The sequence below is a fragment of the Parabacteroides sp. AF27-14 genome, assembly GCF_003635425.1.
GTDB classification, from domain to species: domain Bacteria; phylum Bacteroidota; class Bacteroidia; order Bacteroidales; family Tannerellaceae; genus Parabacteroides; species Parabacteroides distasonis.
In genome coordinates this window covers 75,294-99,884 of sequence record NZ_QTLZ01000019.1, presented here as the reverse complement: position 1 = coordinate 99,884, position 24,591 = coordinate 75,294, and the positions used below count along the sequence as shown (strand labels likewise).

At 48.1% G+C, this 24,591-nt stretch carries 18 protein-coding genes and 1 tRNA gene; 12 read left to right on the top strand and 7 right to left on the bottom strand.

Annotated features, from left to right (window positions below; all coding sequences use genetic code 11):
* The 9 genes from DWY79_RS17190 to rseP form a co-directional block, all read left to right on the top strand.
* Positions 1-300, top strand: a 300-nt coding sequence (locus tag DWY79_RS17190) for a D-Ala-D-Ala carboxypeptidase family metallohydrolase (RefSeq protein WP_233564002.1), incomplete at its 5' end; no start/stop codon positions are given.
* Positions 301-360: 60 nt separating this feature from the next.
* Positions 361-2,175, top strand: a complete 1,815-nt coding sequence (locus tag DWY79_RS17185; RefSeq protein WP_005855578.1) for a glycoside hydrolase family 2 protein — start codon at positions 361-363, stop codon at positions 2,173-2,175.
* Between the two features lie 93 nt (positions 2,176-2,268).
* Positions 2,269-2,766 (top strand): GNAT family N-acetyltransferase, encoded by a 498-nt coding sequence (locus tag DWY79_RS17180; RefSeq protein ID WP_121962394.1) that lies wholly within the window; start codon positions 2,269-2,271, stop codon positions 2,764-2,766.
* A gap of 66 nt (positions 2,767-2,832) precedes the next feature.
* Positions 2,833-3,438, top strand: a complete 606-nt coding sequence (locus DWY79_RS17175) for a DUF4290 domain-containing protein (protein ID WP_005855584.1) — start codon at positions 2,833-2,835, stop codon at positions 3,436-3,438.
* Positions 3,435-4,739 carry a UDP-N-acetylglucosamine 1-carboxyvinyltransferase gene (gene murA / locus DWY79_RS17170; RefSeq protein WP_122268529.1) on the top strand — a complete coding sequence of 435 codons (1,305 nt, stop codon included), beginning with the start codon at positions 3,435-3,437 and terminating at the stop codon, positions 4,737-4,739. The genes DWY79_RS17175 and murA overlap by 4 nt, the downstream gene beginning before the upstream one ends.
* A gap of 12 nt (positions 4,740-4,751) precedes the next feature.
* On the top strand, positions 4,752-5,285 hold the full coding sequence (gene rimM, locus DWY79_RS17165) for a ribosome maturation factor RimM (protein ID WP_122369884.1): 534 nt from the start codon (positions 4,752-4,754) through the stop codon (positions 5,283-5,285).
* A 10-nt stretch (positions 5,286-5,295) separates the two neighbouring features.
* Positions 5,296-6,159: a M23 family metallopeptidase gene (locus tag DWY79_RS17160; protein ID WP_048927751.1), complete on the top strand. Its 864-nt coding sequence runs from the start codon at positions 5,296-5,298 to the stop codon at positions 6,157-6,159.
* Positions 6,160-6,165: 6 nt separating this feature from the next.
* Entirely contained in the window at positions 6,166-7,317 is a 1,152-nt protein-coding gene (locus tag DWY79_RS17155) for a 1-deoxy-D-xylulose-5-phosphate reductoisomerase (RefSeq protein WP_022193136.1), read from the top strand.
* A 30-nt stretch (positions 7,318-7,347) separates the two neighbouring features.
* A complete protein-coding gene (gene rseP, locus DWY79_RS17150) occupies positions 7,348-8,676 on the top strand; it encodes an RIP metalloprotease RseP (RefSeq protein ID WP_122369882.1) in 1,329 nt (442 codons plus the stop codon).
* A gap of 91 nt (positions 8,677-8,767) precedes the next feature.
* On the opposite strand, the gene DWY79_RS17145 is transcribed toward rseP, so the two are convergent.
* The 6 genes from DWY79_RS17145 to DWY79_RS17120 form a co-directional block, all read right to left on the bottom strand.
* A complete protein-coding gene (locus DWY79_RS17145; RefSeq protein ID WP_005855602.1) occupies positions 8,768-9,511 on the bottom strand; it encodes a lipopolysaccharide assembly protein LapB in 744 nt (247 codons plus the stop codon).
* Between the two features lie 155 nt (positions 9,512-9,666).
* A complete protein-coding gene (gene ald / locus DWY79_RS17140) occupies positions 9,667-10,761 on the bottom strand; it encodes an alanine dehydrogenase (RefSeq protein ID WP_005865321.1) in 1,095 nt (364 codons plus the stop codon).
* A 96-nt stretch (positions 10,762-10,857) separates the two neighbouring features.
* Complete coding sequence (gene secA / locus DWY79_RS17135; RefSeq protein ID WP_005855607.1) at positions 10,858-14,238, bottom strand: preprotein translocase subunit SecA; 3,381 nt, start codon at positions 14,236-14,238, stop codon at positions 10,858-10,860.
* A gap of 165 nt (positions 14,239-14,403) precedes the next feature.
* A complete protein-coding gene (locus DWY79_RS17130; protein ID WP_122369889.1) occupies positions 14,404-15,993 on the bottom strand; it encodes an alkaline phosphatase family protein in 1,590 nt (529 codons plus the stop codon).
* Positions 15,990-17,177, bottom strand: a complete 1,188-nt coding sequence (locus DWY79_RS17125) for a DUF4105 domain-containing protein (RefSeq protein ID WP_122369880.1) — start codon at positions 17,175-17,177, stop codon at positions 15,990-15,992. Before DWY79_RS17125 ends, DWY79_RS17130 begins: the two co-directional genes overlap by 4 nt.
* A 362-nt stretch (positions 17,178-17,539) precedes the next feature.
* Positions 17,540-17,612 (bottom strand) — tRNA-Gly (locus DWY79_RS17120).
* Between the two features lie 77 nt (positions 17,613-17,689).
* Between DWY79_RS17120 and argB the strand changes: the two genes are divergently transcribed.
* The gene (gene argB / locus DWY79_RS17115; RefSeq protein ID WP_036651497.1) at positions 17,690-18,457 is read left to right on the top strand and encodes an acetylglutamate kinase; all 768 of its coding nucleotides are present in this window, start codon (positions 17,690-17,692) and stop codon (positions 18,455-18,457) included.
* 51 nt (positions 18,458-18,508) lie between these two features.
* Here the strand turns inward: argB and DWY79_RS17110 are convergent, their stop codons facing one another.
* Positions 18,509-19,177: a DUF1080 domain-containing protein gene (locus DWY79_RS17110; protein ID WP_008771694.1), complete on the bottom strand. Its 669-nt coding sequence runs from the start codon at positions 19,175-19,177 to the stop codon at positions 18,509-18,511.
* Between the two features lie 559 nt (positions 19,178-19,736).
* Here DWY79_RS17110 and DWY79_RS17105 point away from each other — a divergent pair.
* Positions 19,737-22,982, top strand: a complete 3,246-nt coding sequence (locus DWY79_RS17105; protein ID WP_005865330.1) for a SusC/RagA family TonB-linked outer membrane protein — start codon at positions 19,737-19,739, stop codon at positions 22,980-22,982.
* 25 nt (positions 22,983-23,007) lie between these two features.
* Complete coding sequence (locus tag DWY79_RS17100; RefSeq protein ID WP_008771696.1) at positions 23,008-24,495, top strand: SusD/RagB family nutrient-binding outer membrane lipoprotein; 1,488 nt, start codon at positions 23,008-23,010, stop codon at positions 24,493-24,495.
* Positions 24,496-24,591 lie beyond the last annotated feature (96 nt).

The window sequence follows — 24,591 nt, the reverse complement described above, 5'->3', positions numbered from 1 at the left end:
GCTATCCGGCTGCTTATCACGCAATTGATCCAGCCTTTGCGAGACCGCCTCGGTGAGCCGATCGCTATTACCAGCGGCTATCGTTGCCCGGAGGTGAATCGCTTGGTAGGCGGTGTCGTCAACTCCCAGCACACAAGGGGCGAGGCCGCCGATTGCTACGCCGCCTGCGGCCCGGAGCGATTGCTGGAAGTATTGATAGATAGCGGATTGCCGTTCGACCAAGCGATCGTGTACAGGAAAAAGAAATTCTTGCACTTGTCTTATAAGGAGAAGGGGAACCGGGGGCAGGTTGTCGTTTGAATTTTTCTATTATCTTTGTCACTTGAAAGTGTATTATCAATTCAAAATGTAAATAATATCATGAGAAAATTATTGTTAGCCTTTTGTGCGTTCGCAACGATTTGTAGCGCCGGGGCGCAGTGGAAGCCCGCCGGAGACAAGATCAAGACGGACTGGGCTGAGAAAGTAGATCCCCGGAATGTATTGCCAGAATATCCACGCCCCGGGATGGAACGTGCGGATTGGCAGAATTTGAACGGCGAGTGGGAATACGCTATCCTTCCAAAAGGACAGGCAGAGCCGACGAGTTTCGATGGGAATATCTTGGTGCCGTTCGCCGTGGAATCCTCCTTGTCCGGCGTGCAAAAAGAAGTGGGGGAGAAGAATGAGTTGTGGTATAAACGAACCTTTACGGTGCCCTCCTCATGGAAAGGAAAAGATATCTTGTTGAACTTCGGCGCCGTGGATTGGAAAGCGGACGTATTCGTGAATGATATCTTGATCGGTTCCCACACGGGAGGCTTTACCCCGTTTTCCTTGAATATCACTCCCTATCTGAATGGCAAAAGTACGCATAAGCTGGTGGTGCGTGTATGGGACCCGAGCGATAAAGGCTACCAACCCCGTGGAAAGCAAGTGGCCAACCCGGAGGGAATCTGGTATACGCCGGTCACCGGAATCTGGCAGACCGTATGGCTGGAGCCGGTCGCTTCCTCGCATATCACCTCTATCAAGGCGATCCCGAATATCGATAATGGCGTGATGAGCGTGACGGTCGGGGCTTGTTCCGACTCCCCGGTGTCGGACATCGTGGAGGTCAGCTTGCTCGATAAGGGGCAGGTGGTTGCTACCGCCAAGGGCGTACAAGGGACAGAATTACGCTTGGCCGTGCAAAATCCTACGTTGTGGGAACCTTCCAATCCTTATTTATATGATATGAAGGTGAGCTTGTCGAAGAATGGCAAGAAGGTGGACGAGGTGAAATCGTACACCGCCTTCCGTAAGATATCCGCCGAGCGTGACGCCAACGGCATCATGCGTATGCGCTTGAACAACAAGAACCTGTTCCAATACGGCCCGCTGGATCAAGGCTGGTGGCCCGACGGGCTTTACACGGCTCCCACGGACGAGGCGTTGCTGTATGATATCGTGAAGACGAAAGCGTGGGGCTTCAACATGATCCGCAAGCACGTGAAGGTAGAGCCGGCCCGCTGGTACTATCATTGCGATAAGGAAGGTATGCTGGTTTGGCAGGATATGCCTAGCGGCGACATGGGTAACCAATGGGCGCCTCATACGTATAACGGTGGAACCGACAAGGAGCGTACCGAGGAGTCTATCCGTAATTATTACAAGGAGTGGAAGGAGATCATGGACCTGTGCGTCTCGAATCCTAGCGTAGTAGTATGGGTGCCCTTCAACGAGGCTTGGGGCCAGTTCGATACCGAGAAGGCTGCCGAGTGGACAAAAACATACGATCCTTCCCGTCTGGTGAATCCGGCCAGTGGCGGTAATTTCCGTGCGTGCGGCGATATCTTGGATTTGCATAATTACCCGGGCCCGGCGATGTACCTGTTCGATCCGGTGCGTGTAAACGTATTGGGCGAGTATGGTGGTATCGGCTTGGCCGTGGAGAACCATTTGTGGTGGAACAAACGCAACTGGGGCTATGTACAGTTTAAGAATAGCGATGAGGTGACCGCCGAGTACGTGAAGTACGCCCGTGAGCTGAAGAAAATGGTTCCGAAGGGCTTCTCCGCCGCTGTCTATACGCAAACCACGGACGTAGAAGGTGAGGTGAACGGCCTTATGACCTACGACCGCAAGGTGATCAAGATCAATGAGGCCGAGGTGCGCAAGGCGAACCAAGAGGTGATCAAGGCGTTGTCTGAGTAGAAAGCCGAAAAATTAGTAATTTGATTCGATGATAGATCCGGTCCGGGCAGAGAGAGATTCTTTCCCGGATCGGATTGTTTTAACGGAATGAATATGATTCGAAATGTGAGTTCACGAGACGCCAAGGCGATCGTGGATATATACAATGAATATGTCGTGAATAGCGTGGCTACGTTCGAGACGGAACCTTTGCGGGTGGAGGAGATGGATGGTCGCATAGCCGGGATCTCGGCGAGTTATCCTTATCTGGTATACGTAGATCATGATGAGGTCGTGGGATATTGCTATGCCCATGCGTGGAAAGAAAAGGCAGCTTATAAATATACGCTTGAGACCACCGTTTATTTATCCCCGAGATACAAGGGCAAGGGGATCGGCCGGCAGCTTATGGAAAGGCTGATCGAGGAATGTCGGGCAGGCGGCTACCACGCCTTGATTGCCTGCATTACCGAGGGGAATGAGGCTAGCTGCTCGCTGCATGAGAAGCTGGGATTCAGAAAAGTATCCCACTTTGAGAAAGTAGGGCTGAAATTCGGGCGGTGGCTGGACGTGGTAGATTATGAATTGATAATTAAGCCTAACGAGAGGTAACTTTCGAATCTCAATTTTCAATTCTCAATTAATATACCTATCTTCGCGATAAACAAAATGTAAAGAATGAAATACAATACAGAAGGAAAAAGATTGACTTTGCCCGAATACGGTCGCAATATCCAAAATATGGTAGACTATTGCGTGACTATCCAAGACCGGGAAGAGCGTAAGCGTTGCGCCAACACGATTATCAACATCATGGGAAACATGTTCCCGCATTTGCGTGACGTAAACGACTTTAAGCATATCCTCTGGGATCATCTGGCGATCATGGCCGATTTTAAGCTCGATATAGACTATCCGTACGAGATCATCAAGAAGGAGAACCTGTATAGCCGTCCGCCTCGTATCCCGTACAACAATAACCGTATACGCTACCGCCATTACGGAAAGACCTTGGAGCTGATGATCCGCAAGGCCACGGAGCTGCAACCCGGTATGGAGAAAGACCAGCTCGTGCGGCTGCTGGCAAACCAGATGAAGAAATCGTTCCTTACTTGGAACAAGGAAAGCGTGGACGACCGTAAGATCTTCAAGGATCTGGACGAGCTGTCTAGCGGCAAGATCGTATTGAGCGAGGAGGAACACAAATTGGCCGAGAGCCGTGATATCTTGGCCCGTAATAACAGTGGCGGCAACAAAAGGAACTTTACGCGTAAAGGCAGATGAGCTCGTTCGTTATAGAAGGTGGTTATCGCTTGTCCGGCGAGATCGTTCCGCAAGGCGCCAAGAATGAGGCGTTGGAGGTGATCTGCGCGACATTGCTAACACCGGAGAAGGTGACCATACACAATGTGCCTGATATCTTGGACGTGAATAACTTAATCCAGCTCCTTAGGGATATGAGGGTCAAGGTGGAGCATCCGTCCGCCGATACCTATACCTTTCAGGCGGACGACGTGGACATGGAGTATTTGAGTACCGAGGAGTTCCTGCGCAAGAGTGGTAGCCTGCGGGGTTCCGTGATGATCGTAGGCCCGTTGGTAGCCCGCTTCGGCAGGGCGCTGATCCCGAAACCGGGTGGCGACAAGATCGGGCGACGCCGGCTGGATACGCACTTCGTGGGAATCCAGAAGCTGGGCGCTTGCTTTAGCTACGACGCCGGGCGGCAAGTATACGAGATAGAGGCATGCCAGTTGAAAGGCGCTTATATGCTGCTCGACGAGGCTTCCGTGACCGGAACGGCGAATATCTTGATGGCTGCCGTGCTGGCCGAGGGGGTGACGACGATCTATAACGCCGCCTGCGAGCCTTACCTGCAACAACTTTCCACGATGCTGAACCGCATGGGAGCGAGAATCTCAGGTGTCGGTTCTAACCTATTGACGATAGAAGGTGTACGGTCGCTTTCCGGCACGGAGCATACCATCCTCCCCGATATGATCGAGGTGGGTAGCTTTATCGGTATGGCCGCTATGACCGGATCGGAGATCACCATCAAGAATACAGGATATGATAAGCTGGGGATCATCCCGGACGCTTTTCGCCGCTTGGGTATTACCGTGGAGCAGCGAGGCGATGATATTTATATCCCCCGGCATGATTCCTACGAGATCGATACGTTTATCGATGGTTCTATCATGACCATCGCTGATGCTCCTTGGCCGGGGCTTACGCCGGACTTGCTGAGCGTATTTCTCGTCGTGGCTACGCAATCCGTGGGGAGCGTGCTGATCCACCAGAAAATGTTTGAGAGCCGCTTGTTCTTTGTGGACAAGCTAATCGATATGGGAGCCCAGATCATCCTTTGCGACCCGCACCGGGCTACGGTGATCGGGCTGGGTAACCGCTTCAAGCTACGGGGCTCTACGATGGTATCCCCGGATATTCGCGCGGGTATCGCCTTGCTGATCGCCGCTATGAGCGCCGAAGGTACCAGCACGATCCATAATATAGACCAGATCGACCGGGGATATCAAGGGATCGATAAGCGATTGAACCAGATCGGGGCACGTATCACGAGGATTTAAAGATTTTAGGCGATGATTAGAGAAGGAGAGGTTTTCAAGATCGGGCAGTTTGCCAAGCCCCATGGTATCAAGGGGGAGTTGTCGTTGGTGACGAACAGCGATGTGCTGGAAGATGCCGAGGACCCGTACATTGTTTGCGAGATGGATGGTATCTTGGTACCGTTCTTCGTGGAGGATTTCCGCTATAAGACCGATACGGTGGTCTTGGTGAAACTGGAGGACGTGAATTCCGAGGAGGATGCCCGCATGTTTGTGGGCAAGGAGGTGTTTTATCCTTTGGACGCCGTGGACGAGGAGGATCTCGTGGGGGATATGACGTGGGACAGTTTTATCGGTTATACCGTGACGGACGTACAGAAAGGTTATTTAGGAGAGATAACAGACGTGGATGAGACGACAATCAACGTCCTTCTGCGTGTCGATCATAAAGGCGAGGAGCTGTTGATCCCCGCCGTGGAGGAGTTGATCACCGAGGCCGACCATGAGGCCCGTAGCCTCACGGTGTCTTTGCCGGAGGGATTTATAGAATTGATAATTGATAATTGAAAATTAGGGGTTGAAAAAGAAGAATACGAAATCGTTTTGGCACCGGATCCGGTTTAAATATAAACTTTCCTTTATCAATGAGGGGACGTTGGAGGAGGTGTGGTCTTTCCGGCTTTCGCAGTTATCGGCGTTTGTCACTTTGGCGGTGTTCGCCTTTTTCTTGATCGCCGTTACCGCCTTTATCATCATCAAGACACCGATTCGCAACTACTTGCCGGGCTATCTCGACGTGGAGGTTCGCAAGGAGATTATGCAGAATGCCTTGCGGGCGGATTCGTTGGAGCGTATGATGGAGATCCAGTCCCTTTATCTGGATAACGTGGCCGGAATCCTTTCCGGTACGATGCCCTTGGACTCGATCCGTCAGATAGATTCTTTGGCTAGCAACGATATTAACTATGAGATTCCTCGTAGCAAGGAAGAGACTCGCTTCGTGAAAGATTACGAGGAAGAGGAGAAATATAATTTATCGGTATTGACCGACCCGGGCAAGGTACCGACCGAGGGGGTCTTTTTCTATAAGCCCGTGAATGGCGTGGTCACCTCTCATTATGAGACGGATGTCCATCATTATGGCGTGGATCTGGCCGCGGCCCCGAAGGAGAGTGTCTTGGCTACGTTGGATGGTACGGTGATCTATACCGGTTTCGATCCGAACCACGGAAACGTAATTCAAATACAACATAAGAACGGATTCATCTCGGTTTATAAGCACAACGAATTGTTGCTGAAAGAGGTGGGAGACCATGTGGTAGCCGGTGAGGCGATCGCTCTGGTCGGGAATACGGGAGAGTTGTCTACCGGACCGCACCTGCATTTCGAGTTGTGGTATAAGGGCAATCCGGTGAATCCGGAAGAATATATAGCTTTTTGATAATCCATGAAAAAAAGACAGTTAGCGATATTAGGCTCGACCGGTTCCATCGGGACCCAAGCCTTGGAGGTAGTGAGCGAGCATTCCGATCTTTTCGAGGTGTATGCCTTGACCGCAAATAACCAAGTGGACTTATTGATCAATCAGGCCCGGAAATATATGCCGGAGGTGGTGGTGATCGCCAATGAGCGGAAATATCCCGAGCTGAAAGAGGCCTTGGAAGACCTGCCGATCAAGGTATGGGCGGGTGCCGACGCTATCGCCCAGATGGTGCAGTCGGAGCCGATCGATATGGTGCTGACGGCGATGGTGGGCTATTCCGGCTTGCGACCGACGATCTCGGCGATCAAGGCGGGAAAGGCGATCGCCTTGGCGAATAAGGAGACATTGGTCGTGGCCGGCGAGCTGATCATGAAGCTGGCCGCCGAGCATAAGGTGCCTATCTTGCCGGTGGACTCGGAACATTCGGCCATTTTTCAATGTTTAACAGGTGCGTATGATAATCCGATCGAGAAGATCTTGCTGACGGCTTCCGGTGGTCCGTTCCGGCGGAAGACGCTGGAGGAGCTGGCTACCGTGACGAAGGCGCAGGCCTTGAGGCATCCGAACTGGACGATGGGGGCGAAGATCACGATAGACTCGGCCTCGATGATGAACAAGGGCTTCGAGATGATCGAGGCGAAATGGTTGTTCGATGTCACGCCGGATCAGGTACAGGTGGTGGTGCACCCGCAGTCGGTGATCCACTCGATGGTGCAGTTTGAGGATGGCGCTGTGATCGCCCAGCTGGGAATTCCCGACATGAAATTGCCGATCGCCTACGCTTTCTCGTTCCCGACACGTATGAGGAGCATGGCGCCCCGTCTGGATTTCAACCAATATTCGACCTTGACGTTCGAGGAGCCGGATATGGAACGTTTCCGCAACTTGGCTTTCGCTTTCGAGGCGGCCCGCCAAGGAGGGAATATGCCCTGTATCTTGAATGCCGCCAATGAGGTGGTGGTGGCCGCTTTCCTGCAAGATCGTATCGGCTTCTTGCAAATGAGCGACGTGATCGAGCAGACCATGCGGAAAGCCTCGTTTATCGTCAATCCCTCGTATGAGGATTACGTGGCTACCGACACCGAGGCTAGGCGGTTGGCGGCCGAGTTATTTTGAAATAATTTAAAACAGAACAAACAATAGTAGATGGAAACTTTTTTGATTAAGGCGTTACAGCTTATCTTGAGCTTATCGATACTGGTGATTGTCCACGAGTTCGGGCATTTTATCTTTGCCCGGATTTTCAAGGTGCGGGTAGAGAAGTTCTACCTCTTCTTCGATCCGTGGTTCTCGCTATTCAAGTACAAGCCGAAAAACAGTGACACGGAATACGGCGTAGGCTGGCTTCCGTTGGGAGGATATTGTAAGATCTCCGGTATGATCGACGAGAGTATGGACAAGGAGGCGATGGCCCAGCCGCCCAAGCCTTACGAGTTCCGCTCCAAGCCGGCCGGACAGCGTTTGATGATTATGGTAGCGGGCGTGGTGTTCAACTTCTTGCTGGCTTTGTTTATTTATTCCATGATCTTGTTTACGTGGGGCGATACGTACTTGCCTTTGAAGAACATGAAGATGGGTATGAATTATAGCGAGACGTTCCAGAACGTCGGTTTTCAGGACGGTGATATCTTGCTGAGAGCGGACAATGAGGAGTTGGAGCGTTTCGGTAGCGACAGTTTCCGCAAGGTGGTGGAGGCGAAGACCGTGACGGTGCTCCGTGACGGGCGGGAGACCGTGATCTCCATACCGGAGGATATGATGCAACGTTGCATGCGTGACGGAAAAGGCTTCGCCGATCCTTTGCGTATCCCGATGGTCGTTCGTGAACTTCCCGACAAGAATGCCCCGGCGGCTCTTGCCGGCATGCTGCCGAAGGATAGCGTGGTGGCTATTAACGGTGTGGCTACCCCGACGTTTTATGATGCCTCCGGGTTATTGTCAGAGAATAAGGGCGAAGAGGTGACAGTAGATTTCTACCGGAACGGCCAGTTGGAGTCGTTGACCATGAGGACGGACTCGGCCGGGAAAATTGGCGTAGCGGTGATGTTGCCTACGGATCTCTATCAGACCGTGACCCGCAAATACGGCTTTTTCGAGTCGTTCCCCGCCGGTATTAAATTAGGTATTAATACCTTGAAGGGATATGTGAACGACATGAAATATGTGTTTACGAAGGAAGGTGCCTCCAGTTTGGGCGGTTTCGGTACGATCGGCGGATTGTTCCCGTCTGTGTGGGATTGGCGGATTTTCTGGGAACGTACGGCTTTTCTATCTATCATCTTGGCGTTCATGAATATCTTGCCGATTCCGGCCTTGGATGGCGGACACGTGATGTTCTTGATCTATGAGGTAGTGGCCCGTCGCAAACCGAGCGATAAATTCCTAGAGTATGCCCAAATGGCAGGTATGTTTATCCTGTTCGCTTTATTGATCTATGCGAATGGAAATGACATCTTCCGCTTCTTCTTCAAGTAACGTACGTCTCTACAACTAGATACAAAAAACCTCCCGGATCACTTTTCTATGTGATCCGGGAGGTTTTTTTGTATGAATAAAGTCCTCTTTCTTATTTCAGGATGTCATTGATAGAAGCGAGGATCTTCTTGGAGTTCTCGTCTTTCGGGTCGAGTTCGACAGCCTTTGTCAAATATTCTTTCGCTTGCTTGAAGTCTTTGTCGGCTTTCGCTTTCTCGGCGTTGTATTTATCCGGCTCGGAAGTAGCGATCGGGGTAGCGGCCTGTAATATCTTCGCTCCGTTGCCATACAGCATGGCGCCAAGGCTGTAGTAAGCGTTGCTCTGGTAATCCTTGTTCGATACGGCTAGGACCTCTTTGTACATTTTCTCGGCACCGGCCAGATCTCCCTTCTTTTGGGCGGCTTGTCCTTGTTTGATGCAGTAACCGTAAAGCAACTTTTCCAGATTGGTCTTATTCTTGTTTCCATCGGGAATCACTTTTAATCCCTCTTTTACCGTAGTCAGGAATTCTTCAGTCTTGTTTAAGTTACGGTAAGCCATAGCCTCGCCTACATAAGAGTCGTCTACGTTGTAGTTCATCTTAACGGCCATGTCGAAGTATTTGGCGGCCTCGGCGTAGTTCTTCGCTTGATTAGCGGCGTATCCGCAATTGAAGATACGGGCGGTGTCTTGGTAATTGTTTTGTTTCAAGTATTCGCCGTATTTTGTTACGACGGTAGCGTAATCTTTTGCTTTCAAAGCAGCGTCACCTTCATCTCTTAATTTGTCAGCGTCTTGTGCGAATAGGTTTCCGACACATAGGCATAAAGCCACTAATAAAACAATTTTCTTCATGGTAATTATTAAATTTAATTGATTTTGTGCTCTAAGTTAAGGTGTGCGGGAAAAGGAGCCAAGATATTTTACGTTTTTTAGAAAACAATAAAAATAGAAAACATAAAAAAGGGATTGCCGCAAGCAATCCCTACTAATGAAAGATTCTTTGGAACTTATGCTTTGAGTGAAGGAAAAGCCTCAGCCACGGCGGGGTAGACAATCTTTCCTTCCACGATGTTTAATCCCAGTTCTAGGCCCGGATCTTCCTCGCAGGCTTTTTCCCAACCTCTGTCGGCAAGCTTGATCACGTACGGCAGGGTAGCGTTGGTCAAGGCTAATGTGGAAGTCTGCGGGACCGCTCCCGGAATGTTGGCTACGCAGTAATGGAGGATATCGTCTATCTCATAAACCGGATTGGCGTGCGTAGTCGGGTGGGAGGTCTCGAAGCAACCGCCTTGATCGATGGCTACATCTACCAATACGCTGCCCGGTTTCAATAATTTCAACATATCCCGGGTGATCAAGTGCGGGGCCTTGGCTCCGGGGATTAATACGGCGCCGATCACTAAATCGGTTGTGGGTAATTCCTGTTCGATCGTATGCGTGGAAGAGAACAACGTCTTCACGTTTTTCGGCATCGTCTCGGACAGATAGCGTAAGCGGGGAAGCGAGATGTCGGCGATCGTGACATCGGCGCCTAGCCCGGCGGCCATCAAGGCGGCGTTGTGGCCTACCACGCCACCGCCTAAAACCAATACCTTACCCGGTTTCACGCCCGGCACGCCACCTAGCAATACGCCTTTGCCACCTTGCGGTTTCTCAAGGAAACGAGCGCCTTCCTGTACGGACATGCGTCCGGCCACCTCACTCATAGGAATCAAAAGGGGTAACGTATGATCTGGGTTCTCCACGGTCTCGTAAGCCAGACAGATGGAGCCGCTCTTTATCATGGCAAGGGTGAGAGCCTCGTCGGATGCGAAATGGAAGTAGGTGAAGACAAGCTGTCCTTTGCGTACCAAGGGATATTCGCTGGCGATCGGTTCTTTTACTTTTACGATCATCTCGGCAATTCCATATACATCCTCAATGGACGGGAGTATCCGGGCCCCTGCCGCCACATAGGCATCATCGGCGAAACCACTGTTTATACCAGCCGTGTGTTGCACATACACGGTATGACCTCTTTTCACCAACTCTTTGGCTCCGGCGGGAGTAAGAGCTACCCTGTTCTCGTTGTTCTTGATTTCTTTTGGAATTCCAATAATCATAATGGTAGCATTTAATGGGTTTATATGCCTGCAATATACAAAAAAGAGGAACAGATTGGTATTCTGTCCCTCTTTTTTTATCTTATTTCTTGTTCCTTATAAACCTTGTCCGTGGCAGTTCTTGTATTTCTTGCCACTTCCGCAAGGACATGGATCATTGCGTCCTACTCGTTTCTCGGCACGGACTGGAGCTTGCTTCGGCTGAGGTGCCTCGGCTTGGGTATTGTTTCCGCTCAAGTCTGTTTTCTCCGTGCGGTAACGGCTCATATCCTCGTGCTTCTCCGGGGCGGCCTCTTGTACGGCGATACGTTGACGGGCTCTTTCCTCGGCGATCGCTTGGGCTGCTTGCTGGGCTACGGCCGCTTGACGGGCTTGCATGGCTTGGCGTTGCTCCTCGGTCGGCTCCTCACGTACCGGGATCTGTCCACGCATCAAGATGGCGGCTGTCTTACGGTTCATGTTGTCTACCATTGTCTTGAACAGGTTGTAAGATTCAAGTTTGTAGATCAACAAAGGATCCTTGTTCTCGTAGCTAGCGTTTTGTACGGAGTGGCGCAACTCGTCCATCTCACGTAGATGCTCTTTCCATCCCTCGTCGATCATATGCAATACGATTGATTTCTGGAAGGATTTAACGATTGCCTTACATTCCGTGTCGTAAGCCTCTTTCAGGTTACAAGATACATTATACATGCGCTTGCCGTCCGTGATAGGAATCATGATGTTCTCGTACATCGCTCCTTGATTCTCGTACACTTGCTTGATGACCGGGTGAGCGACTTGCGTCATGCGTTCCATGCGACGTTTATAAGTCTTCAATGCCTCCTCGAACAATTTCTCTACGAGTTGCTCCGGTTTCATGCTCTTGAATTCGTCTTCCGTGAACGGACTTTCCATGGCGAATGTCTTGAACAATTCTAACTTGAAGCCCTCGAAGTCCTCGGCGTGTTGATCGGCGATAGCCGTAGAAGTATCGTAAATCGTGTTCAATACGTCCAGACCGATACGCTCTCCCATCAAGGCGTGGCGACGGCGGGTGTAGATTACGTTACGTTGTGAGTTCATCACGTCGTCGTATTCCAACAGACGTTTACGGATACCGAAGTTGTTTTCCTCTACCTTCTTCTGGGCACGTTCTACGGACTTGCTCAACATATTGTGCTCCAGAACCTCGCCTTCCTTGAAACCAAGCTTATCCATCAAGCCGGCGATCTTCTCGGAAGCGAATAAACGCATCAAGTCGTCTTCCAGTGATACGAAGAATACGGATGAACCCGGGTCTCCCTGACGTCCGGCACGACCACGTAACTGACGGTCTACACGACGGCTCTCATGGCGTTCCGTACCGATGATCGCCAAACCGCCTGCGTCTTTCACGTCCTTGGACAGCTTGATATCGGTACCACGACCGGCCATGTTGGTAGCGATCGTAACCGTACTCTTTTGACCCGCCAAGGCCACGATCTCGGCCTCTTTCTGGTGCAACTTAGCGTTCAATACATTGTGCTGGATCTTACGCATCGTAAGCATACGGCTCAATAACTCGGAGATCTCTACGGATGTCGTACCCACCAATACCGGGCGGCCTGCCTCCGTCAGCTGAACGATTTCCTCGATAACAGCGTTATATTTCTCACGTTTTGTCTTGTAGATACGATCGTTCATATCGTTACGGGCGATCGGTCGGTTGGTCGGGATCACTACTACGTCCAATTTGTAGATATCCCAGAACTCGCCTGCTTCCGTCTCCGCCGTACCGGTCATACCGGATAATTTATGGTACATACGGAAGTAGTTCTGCAAGGTGATCGTGGCGAATGTTTGTGTAGCGGCCTCTACCTTTACACGTTCCTTAGCCTCGATCGCTTGGTGCAGGCCATCGGAATAACGACGTCCGTCCATGATACGACCCGTCTGCTCGTCAACGATCATGACCTTGTTGTCCATAACCACGTACTCATCATCCTTCTCGAATAAGGTGTAAGCTTTCAACAACTGGTTGATGGTATGTACACGCTCGCTCTTAACGGAATAGTTCGCCAAGATCTCGTCCTTTTGAGCTTGTTTCTCTTCCTCGGTTCCTGTCATGTTCTCCAATTGAGATAATTGGGAAGTGATATCGGGAAGTACGAAGAAGGTCGGGTCGTCCGTCTTACCGGTCAATAGGTCGATACCTTTATCCGTCAATTCGATACTGTTGTTCTTCTCGTCGATCACGAAATACAACTCATCGGTCGCCTCGTGCATATGGCGCATATTCTCGGACATGAAATATTCTTCCGTCTTCAACATTTGAGCTTTTACGCCTTGCTCGCTTAAGAACTTGATCAACGCCTTGTTGCGGGGATATCCCTTGAAGGAGCGGTACAGAAGGATAGAGCCTTCCTCAACGACCTTCTGGTCGTCGCTAGCCATTTTCTTTTTGGCCTCGATCAATAATTTGGAGCAAAGGTCTTTCTGCGCGTTCACGACAACCTCCACGTTCGGGCGGAATTGCTCGAATAATTGTTCCTCGCCACGAGGGATCGGTCCGGAGATGATCAGCGGCGTACGAGCGTCATCGATCAATACGGAGTCCACCTCATCGACGATGGAGTAGTTATGCTTGCGTTGTACCAAGTCTTTCGGGCTGATCGCCATATTGTCACGCAAGTAGTCGAAACCGAACTCGTTGTTCGTACCGAACGTGATATCCGCCTCGTAAGCCTTACGGCGAGCCTCGGAGTTCGGCTGGTGCTTATCGATACAGTCTACGGAAAGTCCGTGGAACATATAAAGCGGTCCCATCCACTCGGAGTCACGTTTTGACAAGTAATCATTCACGGTTACCACGTGTACACCGTTACGTGTCAAGGCGTTCAAAAATACCGGAAGGGTAGCCACCAAGGTCTTACCTTCACCGGTCGCCATCTCGGCGATCTTACCTTTATGAAGAACGACGCCACCAAATAGCTGAACGTCGTAATGGATCATATCCCATGTGATCTCGTTTCCACCGGCTTTCCAGTGGTTGGCGTAAATCGCCTTATCGTCCTCGATGCGGACAAAGTCGAAACGAGCGGCCAGATCCCGGTCGAATTGGTTAGCGGTAACTACCACTTCCTCATTCTCGGCGAAACGGCGGGCCGTATCTTTCATGATGGCGAATACCTCGGGCAAGGATTGCTCCAGTACCACTTCCATCTTGTCCGTAATGGCTTTCTCGATTTTATCTACCTCGGCCCAGATCGCCTCACGTTCTTCCAGTTCCTTATCCTCGATGCCTTTGCGAAGCTCTTCCACTTGCGCTTTCTCCTCGGCTACGTAGTCCTGGATACGTTGTTTGATCTCATCTGTTTTCGCACGCAACTCGTCGTTCGAGAGTGCCTTGATTGACGGATATACGGCCTTTACCTTATCTACGTAAGGTGTGATTTCTTTAAGGTCACGCTGCGACTTATTGCCGAACAGCTTCGTCATAAACTCATTAAATCCCATGATTCTTATGTTAATTGATAATTGATAATTGAAAATTGAAAATTGAGAGTTCAACTTCCGATTGTCAATGAGCAATCATCGTCTGTTATTACTTTGTTATTTGAATTCAGATAAAATACTTAGGGGAGAACCACCTACCTTTCCCTTCTATGATAATTTTAATTCTCAATTACCAATTTTCAATTCCCAAAGCGGTAGGCTTTGAGTAGCGTTTGGTGGCCTGATTCTTAGCACATGGGTTACCGTGGGGGCTACCTCAGTGGCCTTGACTTCGCGGTAGATATGTTGGGGTTTCAACCCGTTGCCCATAAATACCAGCGGGGTGATAACAGCATTATTGCGTATAATCTTGACTTTTTCTTTCGGATTGTCGAGGTTTACTTTCCAACCGGGTTGCAACTCGATGATCAGATCGCCCCGTCTCAAATGGTGCGTACCTTGACGGAATTTGGCGGTTCCCTCGTTCCAGTCGCCCGTAAGCAAGCTCCTGCCCGTGGTGACGAGTTGTACGCCACTAAATTCCTGTATGAATTCGGCGGCCTTGTTCTGTAAAGTCGTCAAATCCAACTTGGCGTCTTCTATCGCCTTGCGGTTCAAGTAGATCTGGTTATTGTAGTATCCTTGTACCCAACTGGTATGTTGGCCGTAAATGGCCATCAAGTACATATTAAGCAGGGCCAGACAACGTTTCGGGTGGAACTCGCCACCGTTCACCATCAGGCCGTCCGGATAAGACTCCTCGCTTTTATAATAACCGGAACCGGTGAAGACTACCAATGTATTGGCCAAGCCCACTTTCTTGTCGATCGTATCTAGTAGCTTCTCGATATCTTGATCGAGTTGATAATACGTATCTTGAATCTCCCGGGTGTATTCCTTGCTCATCGTACCCCGGTAATTGCCTGCGTAGTACGTGATAGACAACATATCCGGGCAACTACGTGTACCAAACCCTCCGTACTCTAGGAACTGGAGGGCCAAGCGATTGATCTCCTTATTGATGAACGGAGAGGTCTTCAGGTTCGGATAGCAGTTCGCGAACTTCTCGCTGAACGTATAGCGGAAAGGAAGATCATCCAATACGTAAGGAAAGGCATCGTATTTCTCTATCGGAAGGGTAGGAGTCCATACCATGGTTTCTAAGCGTGACGCCAAGGATTCCGGGCCGTTATTATAGCGGTCTACATACCAAGGGATACCCTTATAGTACGTCGTGGTAGCCCATTTCCCGTTGGTGTTATCCATCCAGAAAGCTCCGTTGGCCGCATGTCCGGCGGAAAGGATGGCGCTCTCGGCATCCGGGGCGATGGAATATACGTCGCTTCTTCCTTGAGAGGCGATTTTCAACTCGTCGCCGATCGTGGAACTGAATAAATTCTTGGGCGAATAATTCTCTTTCGTGTAATTACCCAGATATTCGGGATCATTTAAGATCGAGACCTCTTTCTCTTTCTCGAAATCAAACGTCTTCTCCCCCGCGATACCGCTGAAGCAAGGGTTGCTTCCGGTAAAAAGAGTCGCGAACGCGCTGGCTTGGTCTATGTCCGAGAACTCGAAGCGGATATTGTTGTACACCAACCCCTCGTTCATCAAACGCTTGAAGCCACGTTCGCCAAATGTATTATAAAAGTATTCTATATAGTCGCCCCTTAGCTGATCCACAGTAATACATACCACCAATTTGGGGGTACGTTGCTGCGCCTCAAGGTTTGTTACCACGAGGATAGCGATAAGTGACGTTATAATTTTTCTCATCCGATTCTCCATATCTTTCTGTAAACACCCCAACCCGAACGAACCCAAATCGAGGCTACAAGCGGAATAAAGGCACTGTTTAGATGTTGCGGAATGAAATACCATCCCAGTAACATCAGCGTAAGCGCCGCAAAGTTAATAAAATGATAGTAATATGCAGCCTTCTTCAGCTTTTTTACGCAAAACAAAATAACAGCGATCAAATCGAGCGGCTGTAACCATACCAAAGACCAGTTCGGCCACGTGCAGGGATGGACGGATATGAAGCTAAGAAAGAAGAGGATTACACCTCCGGCTCCGGCTACCGAGAAAAGGACACAATCCACCCACAAGAAGTATTTTTTTTTGCGCCATTCGATCCAAGTAAACCCTAAAACGATTCCGAACAGAAGCCAAGCGCAGACTAAAGGGGTGAATAAATCCCAGATATCTTTTTCCGGCTCGTCGGCTTCCCCGGCTCCGATCACGTGGGTCTCGCTCACCAATGGGCGGATTGTCCCGTCCGGGCCCGTGATGGTGGCTTTAGCGAACGCTTCTTTTAGATAAGGGGGGAGGAAGAGCATCTCGTGCTGGGTGGCCTCCCGGTCGGTGGGGCTGCCTAGCGCTAGGTCGCATCCGAATGTGAGCCACGGATGGTTTCGGGTACAATAATTAATAAGATCCCGGAAGGTCTGGGATTGATAGGGATACTGATAATCGACGTTCCCGTCGATCTCCTTTTCCAAGATCGCGGCAGGGCGGGTAGCGCAATTATCGAAGAAGAAGTTATAACGATATACCCTGTTCTCCGGCCTGTAATTGATAAGCAGGGCATCCCATATATGCTCTTTCTCTTCTTGGGTGAGGTTCAATACTTGCTCCGTGATATCGCTGCCCCGCATTTGGTACTCGATCACGTAGTCTTGGAAATCGGCTACTCCCAGTTTATAATCCGTCTCTCCTTTAGCGAATCGGTAGATAAAATTAGGTTTGGAGAAATCAAATATACCGTAATTGAATATATAATCTATATTTTGCTTGGGATCGTATATGCGTAGAGCGGCATGCCCGTACACGGTGAATACCTCTTCATCGTACGGTGCGCTGGTCATCAGACTGATACGGGCTTCCTCGCTCAGTTTGGGTTGCGCCATCGCCGATAGGGAAAGAATCCCCAGCAGGAATAGAAATATGCTTTTTGTCATTCTCTTCTTAATTATTTGACGCAAAGGTAGATTATTTTTCTTAAACAGTATAGATCGTTTAAGCATAACATATGGCTTTATGTCGAGAAAAGAGATAACTTTGTTTTTATTATAAAGGGAAAAGGAAACTTGGTTATATCTTTGATTATAAGAGTGTTGCAGTTTTTTGTGGATTTTTTTTAAGAAACTTTAGTTTCTTCTAAGGAAAACAAAAGTTTTCCTATGAGGAAACAGAAGTTTCCCTTGCACAAAACTCTAGTTTCTAGCTAGAGAAACGGACGTTGCTTTTAGAAGGAGCATTGAGGAGATAAAACAAAATTAGGCGACCATCCTTATTTGGATAATCGCCTAATGCCTGATAGAGCGGTAGGCGAGGCTCGAACTCGTGACCCTCAGCTTGGGAAGCTGATGCTCTACCAACTGAGCTACTACCGCATTGCGAGTGCAAATGTATACAAATCTTTCTTTTTTTAGTAACTTTGGCGAGAAAATTTTATAAAAAAGAATTAAGTATGGAAAAACTAGTCTTGATAAAGGTAGGAGGGAAGATCGTTGAGGAAGAAGAAACGCTTCGTCAATTATTGAACGATTTCGCTGCTATCGAGGGATATAAGGTCTTGGTGCATGGGGGAGGACGCTCGGCTACCAAGCTTGCAGCCCAATTAGGGATCGAGAGCAAGATGGTGAACGGTCGCCGTATTACGGATGCCGAGACCTTGAAGGTCGTGACAATGGTCTATGGCGGGTTGGTGAATAAAAACATCGTAGCGGGCTTGCAGGCGTTGGGCGTGAACGCTTTAGGCTTGACCGGTGCGGACATGAACTTGATGCGTTCGGATAAACGTCCCGTGAAGGATGTAGACTATGGTTTCGTAGGCGACGTGAAAGAGGTGAATGCCGATTTGCTAGCCTCTCTTATCCATCAAGGTATCGTGCCGGTACTGGCTCCTCTTACACATGATAAGCAAGGCCATATGTTGAATACGAACGCTGATACGATAGCGGGAGAAGCCGCTAAAGCGTTGGCGAAACATTTTGAGGTGACATTGATGTTCTGTTTCGAGAAAAAAGGCGTTTTGTTGGACGAGAACGATGATGAGAGCGTGATACCGGAAATCGATCGTATAGCGTTTAAGGGATATGTAGAACAAGGAATTATCCAAGGGGGCATGATCCCAAAGCTGGAAAACGCTTACCAAGCGATAGACGCCGGGGTGAAGCAAGTGATTATTACGCAAGCCTCGGAGATTCACCAAGGAAAAGGGACGAGAGTCTTTTAAATAAATGAGGGGCTGTTTATGGCCCCTCACGTACATTATATAATAGGTCTATCAAAGACTCCGAATCTTGATATTACGGAACCAGATTAATGAATCCCCATGTTTTCCTTGTAATCCGATAAATCCTTTTGTCGGTAATTCGGCGAAAGGTTTGGGCAGCCAGCTTGGGATATCGCTTCCATCCGGGTTCTTGGTGCCGGAAGTCCATTTGCTCATATCCATTTCGGTAACTTTCTTTCCGTTGAGGATAACCATGATATGTTGTCCGGCGCATTTGATACGCATATGATTCCACTCCCCGGGTTTTTTGACAACCTTGTCTTGCACGGCGCCTAGATGTCCGTAAATGGCTCCGCATTTCTCATACGGCTTGCCGTTTCCCCATTTTTCACAATGGTCGTCCGCTATCTGTATTTCTACCGAGTTGGGTATCCAGTCCTTCGTGTCCGTACAGTAAACGACTACTCCGCTGTTCGTGCCCACGTCGGTCTTAAAATCAAGATCCAGCTCGAAGTTCTCATATTCATCCTTTGTCCAGATAGACTCGTCCTTCACGGCACCTAACACGCCATCAGTCTCGCTCCAAACTTCCGGATTGTAGTTGGCGTTTTCCAGATTTTTACCGAAGAGAGGCTTCCATTTATTGTTATCCGCCGCGAATAAGGAGAATGTACCTGCCACACACCATAAAGTAGCCATGGCTAAAAGAAAATGTTTCATGCTATTAGTTTTAAAGATTTACGTGAGGCAAATGTATTCATTTATTTTGGAAGGAACATAGTCTACGAAGAACGATTTTATTTACAAGTGAAAGCGAAATAGGTTGAAATGCTATGATTCTTAAGGAAATCTTCTTTTTTTATCAAAAATCAAATAGTTTGTTAAAATGATATTAAAATCTTGTATAATCTTTATTGTTGTAAAATAGATTAACTGAAAATTACCTATTGCTTGATTGGTTTTGTGTTATTATGATATTGCTTGTGTGTCAAAATATGCATTTAATAGGTCTAAAAATGACGTTGTGAAATATATTTGACTGTTTTGATGACATAAAACTATTATATTATTTGTTTTTAACAGAAAATATTCTTTATATTTGCGGTGTGAAGATTAGGTATATGTATGATTGTATGTAAAAGTAAAGTGAATATTTTAATGTAATTTTAAATATATGCATGTATAATCCTGCTGTTTTAAACTAAGTTCTTCGTAAACTATGGTAAGTTATGTGTGAATTTTGATTTAAATAATTAATTGTTAAACAAAAAGTGTGTTTATGAGAAGGTTGACTTTTTTGTTATTATGCTTGTTTATAGGCATAGGAGTCGCAACGGCACAGACGATGAAGATAACAGGTAATGTTATATCATCGGAAGATCAGCAACCCGTGATCGGTGCGGCTGTCGTTGTGAAAGGCACTACGATTGGTACGGTTACGGACTTTGAGGGAAACTTTAGTTTAGATGTACCGAGAGACGCTAAGATGATCTTTATTTCTTATGTAGGATTGAAAACGAAGGAAGTACCTGTGGCATCCGTGATCAACGTTGTTTTGGACTCGGATTCAAAAGCGTTGGATGAGGTGGTTGTAACCGCTATGGGTTTGACTCGTGAGAAGAAAGCCTTGGGTTATGCCCTGCAAGAGGTGAAATCTGATGAGTTGACAAAAGCTGGCCAACAGAGCTTGGCGACCTCACTTTCCGGTAAGATCGCCGGTGTGCAGATTACTTCTCAAGGTGGACAGGTTGGTGCGTCGCAGAATATCGTGGTTCGCGGTAATTCCTCTTTTGGTAATAACCAACCGTTGATCGTTGTGGATGGTGTGCCTATCGCTAATGATAACGCGAAAGGTGCCACTGTAAACTTGGGTTCCGGCTTGAATGATATTAATCCGGAGGATATAGAGTCTATCTCTGTGTTAAAGGGTGGATCTGCCGCTTTGTATGGTATGCGTGCCGGTAATGGCGTTATCTTGGTTACTACTAAATCCGGTAAGAAAGACAAGGGTGTATCTATCTCTTATGAGGGTGATATCACGATTGACCGGGTTTATAATTTGCCTAGATTGCAGAATAAGTACGGACAAGGCTATTACGCTTCCGAGTATGATTGGAAGGAAGCGCAAGCGGGGGGATATTCTGGCGATTATCAAGCTTTTGCCTTGGAGAATGGTTACAATTATGTAGATGGTATGGGTAGTGGTATCAACGATAACGCAGATGAGTCTTGGGGACCTCGCTTGGATATCGGATTGAATTTGCCGCAATACAATAGCCCGGTGATCGATGGCGTGCGTCAGGCTACTCCTTGGGTTTCCAGCCCGGACAATATCAAGAATTTCTTCCAAACGGGTTATTCTATGAATCATACGGTGGCTTTGTCTGCCTCTACGGATAAAACGTCTACACGCGCGTCTTTATCTTTCCGTGATCAAGGCGGTACGACCCCGAACACTGATCAGAAGCGCTATGCTATGGCGGTGAACACGAAAATGACGTTTAATAAGTATATTGATTTCGACTTGTCCGCGAATTATATTCGCACGAAAAGCGCAAACTTGCCGGGTACGGGATATAACAGTACGAATGCTTTGCAGTCTATCATGCAGTGGTTTGGTCGTCAAGTTGATTTGAAGGATTTGAAGAATAATTGGGATCAAGTGGATGAGTATGGAAAATATACGCATTATAACTGGATACAGTCTTTCCATGCGAATCCGTATTGGACATTGAATAAGAATACCAATAGTTATGATCGTAATCGTTTCTATGGCAAGACCTCTTTGTATATCAAACCGACCGATTGGTTAAAGTTTGAAGGTCGTATGGGCTTGGATCATTACGATTCTAATCAGTTCTCTCGTATTTTATGGAATATCGACTATCCGAATGGATATTTCCGTAGCTTCGACCGTTCGATGACTGAGTTTAACGCGGACTTTATCGCCTACGTGAACAAGAACTTCGGTGATTGGGCCTTGAATGGTTTGGCAGGAGCCAACTATCGTGATTATCAAACAGCTATCATGGGGACAGGTGCGGACGAATTGACCGCGGAGGGATTGTTTACCGTAGCGAACGCTCATGGAACCCCGTACACCTTGAACGACCATGAGAAACGTCGTTCAAACTCTGTATACGCTAATGCCTCTATCGGCTACAAGAATATGGCTTATGCCGAGGTCAGTGTCCGTAATGACTGGGACTCTACGATCAAGGACGCTTTCTTCTATCCTTCTTTCAGTGGTAGCTGGATCTTGACCGAGACATTCCCCGGATTGCAAAATGGCGATTATTTGAATTTCTTGAAATTGCGTGGTGGTTGGGCAAAGATCGGTTCCGCAACGGACCCGTATCGTTCGAACGCTTATTATTCATTGATCAGTTCTTCGTTCAATGGTACTACATTGTTCTATAATCCGACAATCCTTCCTCCTACAAATCTTCGTCCGGAGAGCGTAAAGACTTGGGAAGTTGGTGTTGAGGCTAATTTGTTCAACAATCGTTTGCATATTGATGCCGCATATTATAATAAGGTGACGAGCGATCAGATCATGAATGCGAACGTGGCTACCTCTACCGGTTATACCTCTATGTATATCAACGCTGGAAAGATCAGCAACAAGGGTGTCGAGTTGCAGGTATCCGGTGATATCATCAAGAATCCGAAGGGATTCAACTGGACGGCTACGTTGAACTGGGCGAAGGATAAGAGCCGAATCGATGAGCTTTATACAGATCCCGTTACCGGACAGTCTTTGGACGCTTACCAAATCGGTAGTAGCTGGAGCGTGAAGAACTATGCGATGGTCGGTAAAAGCTGGGGTACTTTGGTAGGTACTGGTTACGTATATAATGAGGATGGCTCGATCTTGGTAGAGGATGGTATTCCTGTCTACGAGGCTGGAAAAGAGATCGGTGATGTTACGCCGAAGTGGTTGGCTGGTTTCAGCAATGAGTTCTCTTATAAGGATTGGAGCTTCGGTTTCTTATTGGATTTCCGTTTGGGCGGTGACGTATATTCTGTTACACAAGCATTCGGTTCTCAGACAGGTATCTTGAAACACACAGCAGAAGGCGATTTGCGTGAGAATGGCGTCGTACTTGGCCAGAATTATATGACGGACAAGGTCTTCAAGACCGCTGATGGTAAGATTAATGATGTCGCTGTCAACGCGGAGGACTTCTTCTACAATTATTATACGATTTGTGAGATGTCGGTATTCGATGGTTCTTACTTGAAATTGCGTGAGGCTCACCTGACGTATAATTTCCCGAAATCAATTCTAGAGAAGACTAAATGTATCAAGGCCGCTCATGTATCATTGGTTGGTACGAACTTGGCGTTGCTTTGGGTGCATAAGTCAAATATCGCTCATATTGATCCGGAGTCTACAAGTACCGGTGGCGATGACCCCGAGACTACGGCTACAAGCAGAGGATTCAACTCTGGTGTAGGTTTTGAGTCCAACTCTTATCCTCCTTCTCGTAGCTTTGGTCTTAAGTTAGGTGTAACATTTTAATCAACATTAATCTGAGGAATTTAATATGAAAAGATATATCAAGAATTTCATGATGGCTATGATGGTCGGCGCTACTGTATTCGGTAGTTCGTGTACCGATTCGTTTGAGGAGGTCAATACAGACCCGGATAGCCCTACGGATGTGCCTACGACGAATCTTCTGGCGTATTCTTTATATTACACATCCTATCGTCTGTATGATCGGTGGTTCGCGATGGATGAGCCGATGACTTTCTGCGGATATGCTTCGAAGATGACTTATATCGACGAGTCCCGCTATAATTTCCGTACGGGTGTACAGGATACGAACTGGGAGTATTTGTATCGTATATTGAATAACCTAAAAGATATCGAGAAGCGTGCCACGTTTAATGAGACTCCTAATATGCTGAACGTATCGAAGGTTATGCAGGTTCATTTGATGCAGGTAGCCACGGATCGTTGGCGGGATGTCCCTTATACGGATGCCGCTAAGATGACAGATGGGGTCTTGCAGCCGAAATACGATAAGCAAGAGGATATTTATCCGGGCTTATTGGCTACGTTGAAGGAAGCTGCGGATGGCTTTGCCGATGGTGGTAGTGATGACTTAGGCGAGGGAGACTTGTTATTCGGTGGTGATATCGAGAAGTGGCAGAGATATTGTAATTCTATGCGTCTTCGTTTAGCGATGCGTATCTCAGAGGTTTCCCCGGCGTTGGCTAAGGAGACCGTAGAGGAAGTCATGGGTAATCCCACTAAGTATCCGATCATGGAAAGCAACGATGATAATGCTTTCTTCTGGTGGATCGGAACAGACCCCAACTATTACGAACCGATGGCAGACGGTTATCGTACACGTAAGACGGAGTATTGTGCCGCAGACGTGATCGTGGATCATATGAATACACGTGAGGACCCTCGTTGCTCATCTTATTTCCAACCCACAAAAGAAAGTGTGGAGGCCGGTGAGCCTAAGTATGTAGGTTATACGATCGGGGCGAAAGCGAATGCGGTAGCTTCTAAATATTCCATTTGGGGAGCACGTTTCTTTACGGACTTGGCTGGTTTTTCTCCTTATATGCGTGTCGCTGAGCCTTGGTTCTGTGTCGCTGAGGCATCTATGTTGGGATGGAATACCGGAATCTCCGCAGAGGACGCATACAATAAGGCTGTTACCTATTCCATGGAAGAGAATAGCGTATCTGCCGAAGATATAGCGGATTACCTTGCGAACGCGGGTAAGTTCACGAATGATAAGAAACAGATTTATTATGAGGAATGGGTTGCCATGTTCAAGCAAGGAATGGAAGGTTGGTCATTGTATCGCCGTACAGGCGTGCCAGACAACTTGTATCCGGCTCCGGGCCGTCCGGCAAACTATTCTAATCATAACGTACCTCCATTCCGCTCTCCGTATCCTGATAAGGAACGTAATTTGAACAATGCGAATTGTGCTCCCTTCGATGCGGAAGTCGTGGATAATTTGTGGGGTAAACAAATGTGGTGGGATACACGTACAGGCGTTCATTAACTACTAGTTAACATAGACATACCAAGTGCCTGTATACTATAGAGGGGCTGCTCGTGATGAGTGGCCCCTTTTTTTGTCATTATGCTGTCATTTTTA

Bases quoted from the DNA above. Each gene is read 5' to 3' on its own strand.
- DWY79_RS17185 (WP_005855578.1), top strand. From the start codon at position 361: ATGAGAAAATTATTGTTAGCCTTTTGTGCGTTCGCAACGATTTGTAGC.
- DWY79_RS17180 (WP_121962394.1), top strand. From the start codon at position 2,269: ATGATTCGAAATGTGAGTTCACGAGACGCCAAGGCGATCGTGGATATA.
- DWY79_RS17175 (WP_005855584.1), top strand. From the start codon at position 2,833: ATGAAATACAATACAGAAGGAAAAAGATTGACTTTGCCCGAATACGGT.
- murA (WP_122268529.1), top strand. From the start codon at position 3,435: ATGAGCTCGTTCGTTATAGAAGGTGGTTATCGCTTGTCCGGCGAGATC.
- rimM (WP_122369884.1), top strand. From the start codon at position 4,752: ATGATTAGAGAAGGAGAGGTTTTCAAGATCGGGCAGTTTGCCAAGCCC.
- DWY79_RS17155 (WP_022193136.1), top strand. From the start codon at position 6,166: ATGAAAAAAAGACAGTTAGCGATATTAGGCTCGACCGGTTCCATCGGG.
- rseP (WP_122369882.1), top strand. From the start codon at position 7,348: ATGGAAACTTTTTTGATTAAGGCGTTACAGCTTATCTTGAGCTTATCG.
- DWY79_RS17145 (WP_005855602.1), bottom strand. From the start codon at position 9,511: ATGAAGAAAATTGTTTTATTAGTGGCTTTATGCCTATGTGTCGGAAAC.
- ald (WP_005865321.1), bottom strand. From the start codon at position 10,761: ATGATTATTGGAATTCCAAAAGAAATCAAGAACAACGAGAACAGGGTA.
- secA (WP_005855607.1), bottom strand. From the start codon at position 14,238: ATGGGATTTAATGAGTTTATGACGAAGCTGTTCGGCAATAAGTCGCAG.
- DWY79_RS17130 (WP_122369889.1), bottom strand. From the start codon at position 15,993: ATGAGAAAAATTATAACGTCACTTATCGCTATCCTCGTGGTAACAAAC.
- DWY79_RS17125 (WP_122369880.1), bottom strand. From the start codon at position 17,177: ATGACAAAAAGCATATTTCTATTCCTGCTGGGGATTCTTTCCCTATCG.
- argB (WP_036651497.1), top strand. From the start codon at position 17,690: ATGGAAAAACTAGTCTTGATAAAGGTAGGAGGGAAGATCGTTGAGGAA.
- DWY79_RS17110 (WP_008771694.1), bottom strand. From the start codon at position 19,177: ATGAAACATTTTCTTTTAGCCATGGCTACTTTATGGTGTGTGGCAGGT.
- DWY79_RS17105 (WP_005865330.1), top strand. From the start codon at position 19,737: ATGAGAAGGTTGACTTTTTTGTTATTATGCTTGTTTATAGGCATAGGA.
- DWY79_RS17100 (WP_008771696.1), top strand. From the start codon at position 23,008: ATGAAAAGATATATCAAGAATTTCATGATGGCTATGATGGTCGGCGCT.